This window comes from Synechococcus sp. JA-3-3Ab (genome assembly GCF_000013205.1).
In the GTDB taxonomy this organism is placed as follows: domain Bacteria; phylum Cyanobacteriota; class Cyanobacteriia; order Thermostichales; family Thermostichaceae; genus Thermostichus.
Genome location: NC_007775.1, coordinates 2,576,885 through 2,589,619, shown reverse-complemented (window position 1 = coordinate 2,589,619; position 12,735 = coordinate 2,576,885). Strand labels below are relative to the sequence as shown.

At 59.1% G+C, this 12,735-nt stretch carries 10 protein-coding genes; 4 read left to right on the top strand and 6 right to left on the bottom strand.

Features of this window, described 5'->3' with window-relative positions:
* The first annotated feature begins 57 nt into the window (after positions 1-57).
* From uvrB to CYA_RS12025, 3 genes are all read left to right on the top strand, one after another.
* Positions 58-2,145 carry an excinuclease ABC subunit UvrB gene (gene uvrB / locus CYA_RS12035; protein ID WP_011431356.1) on the top strand — a complete coding sequence of 696 codons (2,088 nt, stop codon included), beginning with the start codon at positions 58-60 and terminating at the stop codon, positions 2,143-2,145.
* Between the two features lie 82 nt (positions 2,146-2,227).
* Positions 2,228-4,084 (top strand): mechanosensitive ion channel family protein, encoded by a 1,857-nt coding sequence (locus CYA_RS13855; RefSeq protein ID WP_011431355.1) that lies wholly within the window; start codon positions 2,228-2,230, stop codon positions 4,082-4,084.
* Between the two features lie 77 nt (positions 4,085-4,161).
* Positions 4,162-4,680: a DciA family protein gene (locus CYA_RS12025; protein WP_240527320.1), complete on the top strand. Its 519-nt coding sequence runs from the start codon at positions 4,162-4,164 to the stop codon at positions 4,678-4,680.
* Between the two features lie 172 nt (positions 4,681-4,852).
* Here the strand turns inward: CYA_RS12025 and pxcA are convergent, their stop codons facing one another.
* The 5 genes from pxcA to CYA_RS12005 form a co-directional block, all read right to left on the bottom strand.
* Positions 4,853-6,223, bottom strand: a complete 1,371-nt coding sequence (pxcA, locus tag CYA_RS12020) for a proton extrusion protein PcxA (protein ID WP_228375344.1) — start codon at positions 6,221-6,223, stop codon at positions 4,853-4,855.
* 157 nt (positions 6,224-6,380) lie between these two features.
* Positions 6,381-7,784, bottom strand: a complete 1,404-nt coding sequence (locus CYA_RS12015; RefSeq protein WP_011431351.1) for a glycosyltransferase — start codon at positions 7,782-7,784, stop codon at positions 6,381-6,383.
* Between the two features lie 82 nt (positions 7,785-7,866).
* Positions 7,867-7,983: a photosystem II reaction center X protein gene (locus CYA_RS14235; protein ID WP_011431350.1), complete on the bottom strand. Its 117-nt coding sequence runs from the start codon at positions 7,981-7,983 to the stop codon at positions 7,867-7,869.
* A 117-nt stretch (positions 7,984-8,100) separates the two neighbouring features.
* Positions 8,101-8,460 (bottom strand): ferredoxin-thioredoxin reductase catalytic domain-containing protein, encoded by a 360-nt coding sequence (locus CYA_RS12010; RefSeq protein ID WP_011431349.1) that lies wholly within the window; start codon positions 8,458-8,460, stop codon positions 8,101-8,103.
* 156 nt (positions 8,461-8,616) lie between these two features.
* Entirely contained in the window at positions 8,617-9,021 is a 405-nt protein-coding gene (locus CYA_RS12005) for a universal stress protein (RefSeq protein ID WP_011431348.1), read from the bottom strand.
* A 182-nt stretch (positions 9,022-9,203) separates the two neighbouring features.
* Here CYA_RS12005 and eno point away from each other — a divergent pair, with 182 nt between their 5' ends.
* Positions 9,204-10,502, top strand: a complete 1,299-nt coding sequence (gene eno / locus CYA_RS12000; protein WP_011431347.1) for a phosphopyruvate hydratase — start codon at positions 9,204-9,206, stop codon at positions 10,500-10,502.
* Here the strand turns inward: eno and CYA_RS11995 are convergent.
* Complete coding sequence (locus CYA_RS11995) at positions 10,499-12,550, bottom strand: prolyl oligopeptidase family serine peptidase (protein ID WP_011431346.1); 2,052 nt, start codon at positions 12,548-12,550, stop codon at positions 10,499-10,501. The two genes, eno and CYA_RS11995, sit on opposite strands and share 4 nt — an antisense overlap.
* Positions 12,551-12,735: the final 185 nt, after the last annotated feature.

Below are 12,735 nucleotides of genomic sequence, written 5' to 3'. Positions count from 1 at the left end.
AAAAGTCTTAACCAGAACACTCAACCATGGATCCTCAAAAGATCAACGGATAGACTTATGTCGGAGTTTCAACTGGTTTCTTCCTATCAGCCCACGGGGGATCAACCCAAGGCGATTGCCGGCTTGGTGAAGTCGATTTTAGAGGGCCATCGCTTTCAAACCCTGCTGGGGGCAACCGGAACCGGCAAAACGTTTACCATTGCCCATACTATCCAGCAAGTCGGCAGGCCCACCTTGGTGATGGCTCCCAACAAAACCTTGGCCGCCCAACTGTGTAACGAGCTGCGAGAGCTTTTTCCCTACAATGCCGTCGAATATTTCATCAGCTATTACGACTATTATCAACCGGAAGCCTATGTGCCCAGCACCGATACTTACATCGCCAAGTCTTCTTCCATCAACGATGAGATCGACATGTTGCGGCACTCCGCTACCCGCTCTCTATTTGAACGGCGAGATGTCATCGTGGTGGCCTCGGTAAGCTGCATCTACGGCTTGGGCATGCCGGAGGAATACCTGAAGGCTTCCATCCCCTTCCAAGTCGGCCAGGAGATCAACCAGCGGGAGGTCTTGCGGGATCTGGCCGGCATTCAGTACGAGCGCAACGACCTGGAGCTGGCGCGGGGGCGATTTCGCGTCAAGGGCGATGTGCTGGAAATTGTGCCGGCGTATGAAGATCGGGTGATCCGCATTGAATTTTTTGGCGATGAGATCGAGGCCATTCGCCTGATTGATCCGGTTACAGGTGAGATTTTGACCAGCCTCAGCGCCCTCAGAGTCTACCCGGCTCGCCACTTTGTAACGCCAGAAGCCCAGTTGCAGCAGGCGATCCTCAACATTGAGCAGGAGCTGGAGGAGCAACTGGCTTTCTTTCGCAAACAAGGCAAGCTACTGGAAGCCCAACGGCTAGAACAGCGCACCCGCTACGACCTGGAAATGCTGCGGGAGGTGGGCTATTGCAACGGCATCGAAAACTACTCTCGGCACCTGACGGGGCGCAAGGAAGGGGAGCCGCCTGCTTGTTTAGTGGATTATTTCAAGGCCAACGATTGGCTCTTGGTGGTGGACGAATCCCACGTCACCGTGCCGCAAATCCGCGGCATGTACAATGGGGATCGCGCCCGCAAGCAGGTGCTGGTGGATCACGGGTTTCGCCTGCCCAGCGCCCTCGACAACCGCCCTCTCAAAGCCGAGGAGTTCTGGGCCAAAGTCCACCAATGCGTCTTTGTTTCCGCCACGCCCGGCAACTGGGAACTGGAGCAAAGCGGAGCCCAATTTGAAACGGTGGTGGAAAACGGCAAAACCCTGAAGTTCTATGTGCCGGGCACCGGTCGGGTTATAGAACAGGTCATTCGGCCCACCGGGGTGGTGGATCCGGAAGTGCATGTCCGCCCCACAGCCGGGCAGGTGGAGGATTTGTTGGGAGAGATCTACCTGCGATTGGAACGTTCGCAGCAGGGCCTCCCGGAACGGGTCATTGTGACCACCCTCACCAAACGCATGGCCGAAGATCTCACAGAATACTTGCAAGAACGCGGGATCCGGGTTCGCTATTTGCATTCCGAGATCAGCTCAATTGAGCGGATCGAAATTTTACAAGATTTTCGCGAAGGAGCTTTTGACGTACTGGTAGGGGTCAATTTGTTGCGGGAAGGGTTGGATTTGCCGGAAGTCTCCTTGGTGGCCATTTTGGACGCGGATAAAGAGGGATTTTTGCGGGCGGAGCGATCCCTGATTCAGATGATCGGGCGAGCAGCGCGCAATGTCCGTGGCACGGTGGTGATGTACGCCGACACCCTGACCGGCAGCATGGCCCGGGCCATCGCCGAAACCCAGCGCCGCCGGGAGATTCAATTGCAATACAACCGCCAACACAACATCACTCCTAAGCCCATTATTAAGAAAAACAGCAACGCCATTCTGTCTTTTTTGGCCATCTCCCGCAAACTCAACAGCCAAGACCTGGAAAAAGCCTTTCCAGTTGCAGACGAAATCCCTCTTTCGGAGATTCCAGAGCTGATCGGCCAACTGGAACTGAAGATGAAAGCAGCGGCCAAAAACCTGGAATTTGAAGAAGCTGCGCAACTGCGAGACCAAATTAAAAAGCTGCGCCAACGCCTTTTGGGCCACCATCAGAGCACTTAAGGTCCTCGCTTGGATCGGCCAAAATCGGGATTTGCTTATGCCACCATAGGCTTACAGCAGCATCCTAGGGATTCCCGAGACAATGGGCGTTCGGGTCCAACGAGCCATTCGAGACTCTGTCCTGCTGAAGGGAGCGGCCCTGGCGGTGGGGCTGATAGCCGGGATTGGCCTCTGGCTCCTGCCCGCTCCGGTCTCCAAGGCTGCTGGGATCCCGGTGGCCCAAGCCCTCGAGTTGCGGGATCCCGGCTTTTCCCACCCCACTCCTGCCGAAGCGCCAACTCTTGAGGGATCCCCTTCCCCGACCTCTAGCCCACTGCGGATCCCCTTGACCGGCCAAGAGGGCACAGAAGTCTTGGTGGGGAACATTCCGGTGTTTCGCCTGCAGACGGCAGAATACCCCAGCGATGTGCGGGCCGACAACGTGCGGGCAATCATTGAGCGCTTCTTGGAAGAAGGCCAGTTGCCAGAGCCGGAGGTACGGGTGGCCCAGGATGCCAACGGCCAGTACGTCCTCCGCCTGGGAGAAAGAGGTCGCTTTGAGGCCACCCAGCGGTATCTGTTTACCGTCACCTATGCCGACGCCGCCGCCGAGCGCAGGGTGCCGCTGGGCCAGGTGAGCCTCAACGACGTGCGTCTGGTGGCCAACACTTGGGCGCGGCGGCTGGAGCAAGCCATTGCCGAGTACCGGCAGGATCGGCTGGATCTGCAGCGGGCGCAGGATCCGCGCGTGCTGATGCTCACCATCCTGGCCGGGCTGGCCACCGTGGCAGTGGGGTTCTTTCTCTGGCGGCTGTTCGACCGCAGTCTCGTCCGCCTGCAAAGTTGGTTGGAGCTCAAGGCCGACCCGGCCTGGGGGAGCTGGATCGACATCGCAGGGCTGCTGCTGCGAGGCCTGGGGGCAATTCTCATTGCCGGCATCTCTCTGGATCGCGGCATCAGCTTTATACCTGCCCTGCGGCCTTTTCAGCGCGCTTTTTACCTGGGCTTGGGGCGCGTGGTGGCCACGGCGCTGGGCGTCCTCACCCAACCGCTGCCCAATTCCAGCCTCTCCATCGCCAGCTTGCTGGTCTTTTTTGTGCTGGCCGCTTTGGTCTTCACCGTTGCCCACTACGTCAGCGTTGGCTTTAAGCAGCGGTTTCTGAGCCGGCTGGGACTGGATCTGGGCACCCAGGAGTCTACAACGGCCATCTTCAAGTACATCCTCACCCTGTTCGGGATCCTCTTGGTCTTGCCCTTCAGTGGCCTCAATTTGGGATCCCTGGCGGTGATTGCCGGGGCGGTGGGTTTGGGGATCGGTTTTGGTCTGCAAAACCTCTCCAACAACTACATCAGCTACATCGCCATCCTGCTGGAGCGCCCCATCCAAGTCGGGGATCTGGTGGAAGTGGACAACCTGCTCGGCATCGTGGAGCGCATTGGCCCGCGGGCCACCGTCCTGCGCACTTTGGATCGCATCTTTGTAATCGTGCCCAACTCCCGCTTCACCGAGTCGAAGGTGGTGAACTGGAGCTACCGGGATCCCCGCTGTCGCATCCACATTCCCGTGGGCGTGGCCTACGGCTCCGATACCACCTTGGTCACCGAAGCCCTGCTCAGCGCCGCCAAGGAAAATCCGCGGGTACTGAGCAGCCCCGCCCCGCAGGTGTGGCTCAAGTCTTTTGGCCCCTCTTCCCTCAACTTTGAGCTGCTGGTGTGGATCAACCGGCCCCAGGATCAATTTGTCTTGATCAGCGAGCTGAACTTTGCCATCGAAGCAGAGTTTCGCCGGCGTGGGATCCGCATCCCCTTCCCCCAGCAAGATATTCACATTCGCAGCCTCGAAGGATTTGCTCCCCCCAGTCAAAACGGCGGATCCCGTTCCCTGCCCGATGCCGCTTCCATTCAGTCCGCCCTCAGCGAAGCGGCAAAATCGTTGGAAGACCAAAATGGCGTTTCCTGAGCGACACCATGCTGCAACGGTTAGATGAGGCACTGGGTAGCTTTGGCAGCCATCCGTGTTGGGCTGAACTGAAGCAAATGCAGCTCCTAAGACAGCTCTGGCCGGAAGTGGTGGGAGAGGCGGTAGCAGCGCAAACCTATCCCCTCAACCTGCGCCGCCAGGTGCTACAGGTGGCCACCTCTACCCCGTCCTGGGCGCAAAACTTAACTCTGCAGCGCCAGCTCATTCTCAGGAAACTCAACAGCCGCCTGCACCCTCCTCTCAGCGACATTCGCTTCAGCCCCGGCGCTTGGCACGAGGGATCCAGCCCGTCCGCTCCCCACCCTGATGCGGAGTTGGTAGGCAAGTTTTACCCCATCTCATCTGCAACCCCAGCCCAAAAGCAGCCTGCAACCGCTCGCCGCTCCGGCTCACGGCCGTCTCCCGCCGATGCTAAAGCCGCTTTCGAACGTTGGGCCCGACTGGTGAAACAGAGACAAACTCAGCAAAACCTGTTCCCTTGCCCTGCCTGTGGCTGCCCCGCCCCTGCCGCCGAACTGGAGCGTTGGTTGGTCTGCGGGTTTTGCCATCGCCAGTCCTTGCGCGTGCGCAGCTAACTCAGGGAACTCAAATTAGGGCTGTTTCCAGGGGCAACGAAACAACTCGTTAGGTCGATCCCCAGCTCCCTTCTCCCAGAGGGAGAGGGGCCGGGGGTGAGGGGAACTCCCCCTGAGGTTGTGGATGGTGGCGGCAGCGGCCTGGATTCTCGATGAAGGCAACTGCAAACCCTCAATCGTTCATGGCGTGGTAGGTGGCCACCGCCGACGGCGATACGCGGTTCAAGTAGCGGAAGATCCAGTACTTAAAGAGTGTATCGAGGAAAACCGGAAAAGTGGCAATAAAGCCGTAGATAAAATTGCGGTTTTCTGGCAGACCCAGGTGGGCAGCTAAGCTGCTCAGCAGCACCTCCCAGCCATGGGGAGAGTGGTAGCCGACGAACACATCTGTGAAGAGAATAATAATGAAAGCCTTGGCACTGTCGCTGAGGCCATAGATCAGGCGATCCAAAAAAGACTTGAGAACTTCAATTTCCTCGCGCCCGATGAGGATCAGCCAGCCAAACACCAGCAGCGATAGCACGTCGGCAAGGACGTTCTTGAGGCCTTCCAAATTCTTACGGCTGTATTTTTGCAGCAACTCCTCTGCCTTCTTGGACAGTTGGTCTTCGGATTCCAGGTCGAGCTCTGGAGATTGGTGGTGTAAAGCCCGCTCAAACTCTATTTTTTCCTTGAAAAACTCAAACTCGGAGAGAGCCTTTTCTTGAAATTCGTAGCTCAGAGCCAGGATGGTGGGCTCCCGCGGCTGAAAGCGATCCACCAACGGCCCGAACAGGAAGTGTTTCGAGAAAATCTGGACAAGCAGCGGCAAAATGGCCAGCAGCAACAAAAACCGAACTGCCACCAGTGTGCGCGTGCGTTGGCTGCGATACTCCTGGAGCAGCTCTTCTTCTGCCTGCGAACTCAGCTCACGGCGGATCTGGTTGGCCGTACGCAGGATGGAGCGAGGCAGGAGGGCCGTTTTAGAGGCAACCGGGGCATTGCTGTTGTCGAGGTTTGTCTTAGCAAGATTGGTCTTGATGGAGGGATCGGAGGGCTCCGGCTGGCTTGAGGTCAGTGGCTCTGGTTGCTCTTGAGACTTGGGCGGAGGGGAGGTGGACCTGGGTTGAGCAGCGGGGCGCTTGTAGCGCGAGGTCACCTGATCGATAAACTCCAGCTTTTCCAAAATCGAGGGATCCCGACTTTGCCGGCCATTTTCAGCGTCTTTACCGTCGTTTTCAGAAGGGCCGACGGGGGCCTCTTTGGCCTGATCTTTGTCGGAAGAGAAGGGAGGGCCGCTGCCATTTTGCTCGGGATCCGGCAGGCGAGAAAAAACGCTACTGGCCCTGAACTCCGCTAAACTAAGATCAATTTGACGCAATTCCTGGCGCAATTGGATCTGAAAGTAGCGGCTGGTGTTTTGGCCGTGGTTTCCGTTGCTGCCGATGGATCCCCCCTGAAAGTAGCGGTCTTCGATGGCTTTGATGCGCAGGGCAGCTTCATAGGCTCGATCGAGGGAGCGTAGGGGAGTACTTGAGATCCATTGGCCGAGCCTGCTCAACACGGATTCCCCCATTGCTTTTTCCTGTGGCGGTTTTTCTCAGGGCTGATCCATGCATTTTTCAATGGCTAACTATTGTAACAACTTCTGGGAGGCTGGGCAGGGATCCGGATGGGGAAGCGGCCCGTCTGGATCAAAACCGTGTTGAAGGGGTTAGGGCTCAGGATCCCTTGAAGCGGCTGAGGGCAAAAGCGCAGATCTGCAGCAGCCGCAGCCCGTCCCGCACATGTTGGATGTTGGAGCGCCCATAGGTTCTGGGGAAGTAGCGCACCGGGATGTCCAGGATCTTGAGGGTGCGCTTGGCCGCCCCCAACAACAGGTCGAAATCCCCAAACGGGTCAAAATCCCCCCATTCTTGCCGCAGCTTGGCAATCTGCCAATAGTCCTCCCGCCACAGGGCCTTGGTGCCGCAGAGGGAATCTTTGATGCGGATGCCGAGAATGTGGGAGAGGAGAGCGGCAAAAAAACGATTGGCCCACTGGTTGAGGCGCGGCATCGCTTCTGGTTTCAGGGGATAGACGAGGCGGCAGCCGTTGGCAAAGTCGCACCGCCCGGAGGCCACCGCGCGGAAAAACTTGGGGAGCTCTTCCGCCTGGACAGTCAAGTCGGCGTCGAGAATGATCAGCACATCGCCGCTGGCCGCGGCAAACCCCTTGCGCACCGCATCTCCCTTGCCTTTGCCCTCTTGCCGGAGAGCCTGGATGGTGCGGATCCCCTGGTATTCGTCCTGAACCCGCTGGATCTCAGCCCAGGTGTCGTCGCTGGAATGCCCCTCTACAAAAATGATCTCGGTGCGGGATCCCATCTCTGGCAACTGCTGCACACAGCGGCGGATGTTGCCCGCCTCGTTGCGGGCTGGGATCACCACTGTGCAAGAAGGTTGCTCCTCAAGGGGGGGATCCCAGGCGGGATCGGGCTGGGGGCGGGCGATCGTGTATTCCGTTAGACAAAGGGCGTTGATCCCGGGCAAGGGGGCAATGAAGCGGTTAATCAGCGTCGAAAGCAGTGGGATCCGCCGCGGCAACAACAGCCGCTTGCCCTGCTGAATGACCTCGTACCCTGCTAGGTGCAGCAAATTGGCCACATCGCCTGCCGAGAGCCAGTTGGCTGCCGGCAGGGGCATGCGCTGCTTGAGGACGGTCGCCAGGCTTAGCAGCGGCTCCCAGAGGGGGTTGTGGTACGAGAGGATCAGGCGAGTGCGCGGGGTACAAAAACGGCGCAGCCGCTCAAAAACCTGCTGAACGTCTGCCAGGTAGCCCAAGGTGTTGACGAGCAAAATAACGTCAAAAGGCTCCGCTAAGATGGGATCCTGCTTGTCCAGCGTGTGGGCATCCTGCACCCGAAAGTGAAGATGGGGAAACTGCCTCTGCGCCTGGGCAACAATCTCTGCGTCCCAGTCAATCCCCACCCCAAAACTGGGCTGCAAAGCGTTGAGCAGGGATCCGGTGCCGGAGCCGATTTCCAGAATGCGCAGGCCTGGGGGAACGAAGAAGCGGTGCAGCCGCTCCAGATCCTCGTGGTAGTAGCGGTTTTTTTGCCGCCAGTAGTGCAGGGGGTGGGTCAACGCTCCCGGGATGTCGCCAGATCAGCTTTAGATCATAAAGGGCGGTGGGCAATCCGCAGACAAGCCCTGGCGAGCAGGAGACTCAGCGACGACGCACCCTATCTCTTTGGCTGACGAAGACGATGGCGCCGAAGAGAAGCCCCAGCACCACTGCGCCGTACAGCAAGCTCCAGAGAAAGTTAGCCAGTGAGGGAGTCATAAAAGAGTTTCCTCCTCCTGCGAATAGCAACTACCCAGCTATTCTCTGACTGACTATACCGATCTTTGTCACCCCTCCCCGCCCGATCGTCCCCTCCAATGACAGGCACTTGGCCGATTATTTCGTTTGGTATTCCAGGGGCACCTCCTCTAGGGTTTGGCTGGTGCCGGCAAAGGGGTTGTCTGGGGTTAAGAAGAGCATACAGTGACATTCTTTGCGCTCGCGCATTGGCACGCAGGGGCAGTTCCAATAGCCGGCTTTCACTTCCGCCTCTTTGTCTTCGTAGAAGCGGCAAGGACAGAGCGGGGCGCCCAGTTGCTCTTTGTGCAGAGCTAGACCCTCAATCACCGCTGTCGTAATTGCGGGGTCGGAGCAGAAAAAAGTGCCGGTGCGTTTGGCGTAGGTTTCTGCGAAATGCCGCATCACCTCGAAGGTTCTCTGCGAGGCCTTGTTGTGACCACGACTTTGATTTTCCATACCGATTCCCAGGGGTGTAACCAGTAATCCGGGCTACCTCGCTCTTCGTTGTACAGCAGACTCCTGTTCAACACGAACAAAAACGGCCTTGCTGTTACACAGGGCAACATTTTGAGACAACTTCAACACACTCCCCGGAAAGAGAAGGCCTGCTCTTCAGGGTACTACCAGCACTGGGCAAGGGGAGAGGTCGATGACCCGGTGGCTAACGGATTCGTTTTTCCGGCCTTCGGCTAGGCTGATGCCGCGGGATCCCATCACGATTAGGCTAATCTCCAGCTCGTCGGCCACGTCGCAGATGACAAAAGGAACCTTCCCCTCGCGATACTCGCTCTTGACATTTTGGATGCCAATCTGCTGGAGGCCAGCCTCAGCCTGTTTGAGCAAGTTGTGGATACTTTGGCGGGCTTGCTCGGCTTGCTCTGGGCTCAGGTCCGTGCTGTCTAGGACGGAGAGCAGATAGACCTGGCTCTTGTAGCGCTGCGCTATGTCCGCCACCAAGGGCAGGGCGTGGCTAGTTTCGCGCGAGTTGTCGATGGGAAAGAGCAGTCTTTCGAACATAGTCGCAGATTCCCCCTCCACCCCACCCGGACTACTCTGCCTATTCTACTTCCGCTTCTCTTGAAACAGGGGCAAGCCGTTAAAGTTTTCCGGAAGCAAAGGGATCTAGGGGCGAAAATCCACTAGTCTATTGGCAATCTGGCTTCGGCCAGAACTGTCTAGCCAATTGCTGAGGTGCAACTGTGGAAACGGCCATCGAGTGGATTACCGCCCATGAGATCCTCGACTCCCGGGGGCAGCCGACCTTAGAAGCTTTGGTGGGCCTAGCCAATGGGGCAACCGGCTTGGCCCAGGTGCCCAGTGGCGCTTCGACCGGCACTTTTGAGGCCCACGAGCTGCGGGACGGGGATCCCAAGCGCTACGGGGGCAAGGGTGTGCTGAGGGCAGTGGAAAACATCCTCGGCCCCATCCAGTCGGAGCTGCGAGGGGAAGATGCCCTTAACCAGGCCCGCATCGACCAGTTGCTGATCGATCTGGACGGCACCCCCAACAAGTCGCAACTGGGAGCCAATGCCATCTTGGCAGTTTCTTTGGCTACAGCTAAGGCGGCTGCCAGTGCAGTGGGCCTGCCTTTGTACAGGTACCTGGGTGGACCCTTTGCCAACCTGCTGCCGGCGCCGCTGATGAATGTGCTTAACGGCGGCGCCCACGCCGACAACAACCTCGATATTCAAGAATTTATGATCGTGCCCATCGGAGCACCCAGCTTTCGCGAGGCGCTGCGCTACGGAGCCGAGGTGTTTGCAGCCCTAAAACAAGTGCTGCGGCAGAGGGGACTGTCCACGGGGGTGGGGGATGAAGGCGGATTTGCCCCCAACCTCGACTCCAACGCCGCAGCTTTGGATCTATTGATGACGGCTATTGAACAGGCGGGCTACAGGCCAGGGGAGGATATCGCCTTGGCCTTGGACGTGGCGGCCAACGAGCTGCTGCAGGATGGGCAGTACCACTTCGAGGGCAAAGCCCGCAGCGCCGAGCAGATGGTGAACTACTACGAGCAACTGCTGGCCAACTATCCCATCCTCTCCCTGGAAGACGGGCTGGCGGAAGAAGATTGGGCCGGCTGGCAGGCCATGACCGCCCGCTTGGGATCCCGGGTGCAACTGGTGGGGGACGACCTGTTTGTAACCAACCCGGCCCGGCTGCAGAAAGGCATCGACAGCGGCGCTGCCAACGCCATTTTGATCAAGCTCAACCAGATCGGCACCCTGACAGAGACGGTCTCGACCATTCAACTGGCCGTTCAGGCGGGCTTTCGCACCCTCATCAGCCACCGCTCCGGTGAGACAGAAGACACCACCATCGCCGACCTGGCGGTGGCCACCCGCGCCGGCCAGATCAAAACTGGATCCCTTTGTCGCAGCGAGCGCATCGCCAAGTACAACCAACTGCTGCGCATCGAAGACGAGCTGGGGGAAGCGGCCGTCTATGCCGGTCGGGTGGGCCTGGGGCCTAGGGGGTTGCCGGCGCGGAGTCGCTAGCCCGCTTGGATCCCCAGCACCTGCACCAAGAAGGCCCAGCGGTCGGCGGTCTCTTCGATGAGCTTGGCAGTGGGCTTGCCGGCCCCGTGGCCGGCTTTGGTGTCGATGCGAATGAGGATGGGCTGGGATCCCCCCTGGGCCGCCTGCAGGGCGGCGGCAAACTTGAAGCTGTGGGCGGGCACCACCCGGTCGTCGTGATCTGCCGTGGTGATCAGGGTGGCGGGGTAGGCGGTGCCGGGCTTGAGGTTGTGCAGGGGGGAGTAGGCGTAGAGGGCCTTGAATTCCTCCGGGTCTTCCGGGGATCCGTACTCGGAGATCCAGGCCCAGCCGATGGTGAACTTATGAAAGCGCAGCATGTCGAACACCCCCACGGCGGGGAGGGCTGCTGCAAAGAGATCCGGCCTTTGGGTCAGGCAGGCCCCCACCAAGAGGCCGCCGTTGCTGCCGCCGGCGATGGCCAACTTGGAGGGGTTGGTGTAGCCGTTGGCCATGAGCCACTCAGCCGCGGCAATGAAGTCGTCGAAGACCTTTTGCTTGTTGAGCTTGGTGCCCGCTTGGTGCCAGGCTTCCCCGTATTCGCCGCCGCCGCGCAAACTGGGCTGGGCGTAAACCCCTCCCATCTCCAGCCAGGCCACCAGGCCCACCGAAAAGCTGGGGGTCAGAGAGATGCCAAAGCCGCCGTAGCCGTACAGCAGGGTGGGGTGATCCCCTGTCCGCGCTAGGCCGCGGCGGTGGACAAGGAACATGGGGATGCGGGTGCCGTCTTGGCTGGCGTAGAACACCTGCTGCACCTCATAGGCCTGGGGATCGAAATCCACCTGGGGCTGACGGAAGAGGGTGCTGCGGCCGCTGGTGAAGTCGTAGCGGTAGATGGTGGGGGGAGTGGTAAAGCTGGTGAAGGTGTAGAAGGTCTCGGTGTCGTGGCGCTTGCCGCCAAAGCCGCTGGCGGATCCCAGCCCCGGCAGGGGGATTTCCCCCAGGTAGGTGCCGTCTAAAGCAAAGGTCCGGATCTGGGTGTGGGCGTCTTTGAGGTAGAAGGCAACGAACTGGTTGTGGATTAGGCTAACTCCCTGCAGGGTCTCCTCGGCTTCGGGGATCACCTCTTGCAACTGACCTGGGTTGTCGAGATCAATGGCCACCAGTCGCCGCCGGGGAGCCTGGAGGTCCGTCAACAGCCAAAAGCGGGAGCCGTCGTTGCCGACAAAGGCGTACTCGGCCTGGAACTCGCGGATAAGCTCCACCACCGGCGAGCTGGGATCCCGCAGGTCTTTGTAGAAGAGGAGGTTTTTGGGATCCGTGCCCCGCCAGACGGAGATGATTAGGTAGTCTCCATCTTCGGTAACCCCGCCGGCAAAGCCCCACTCTTTTTGGTCAGGGCGGTGGTAGACCAAGAGATCTTCCGACTGGGGGGTGCCCAGGCGGTGGTAGTAGAGTTTTTGGAAGTAGTTGGCGCTTTCGTACTCGCTGCCAGGGGCCGGCTCGTCGTAGCGGCTGTAGAAAAATCCCTGCCCGTCCAGCGTCCAGCTGGCCCCGGAGAATTTAATCCAGCGCAGGTGATCCGGCAGGTCTTCTCCCGTTTCGATATCCCGCACCTTCCACTCCTGCCAGTCGGAGCCGGAGCGGGAGAGACCATAGGCCAGGTAGCGCCCGTCGCGGCTGATGGCAATCCCTGAGAGGGCCACCGTGCCGTCTTCCGAGAGGGTGTTGGGATCTAGCAAAACCCGCGCCTCTCCCTCCAGGCTTTCTTGGGTATAGAGAACGCTCTGGTTTTGCAGGCCGTCGTTTTTGAAGTAGAAGTAGCGGTTGCCCTCTTTGAAGGGCTGGCTGTATTTTTCGTAGTTCCACAGTTGCCTCAGGCGCTCCAGAAGCCGCTGCCGGGCCGGGATCCGCTGCAAGTAGTCAAAAGTTAGGCGGTTTTGCGCCTCGATCCAAGCTCGCGTCTGCTCAGAATCCAGATCCTCCAGCCAGCGATAGGGATCCGGCACCGCTTGCCCATGGTAGAAGTCGACAACAGTGGGATCCGGATGGCTGGGCGGGTAGTTGAGCATAGAGACGGAGCAACAAAAGACCAATTCCACTATGGCAGAAGCCTGAGACCTCAGCGTGGGATTTGACACTCCCACCCAAATAGACTCGCGAAGGCGCTGTCAAGACGCCCCTAGACAGTCCTTTGAGGCATAACCTCAAAGTTCTGCTTACTTCGGACTTAGGTTCCTCTAGGTTAGTTATTGCC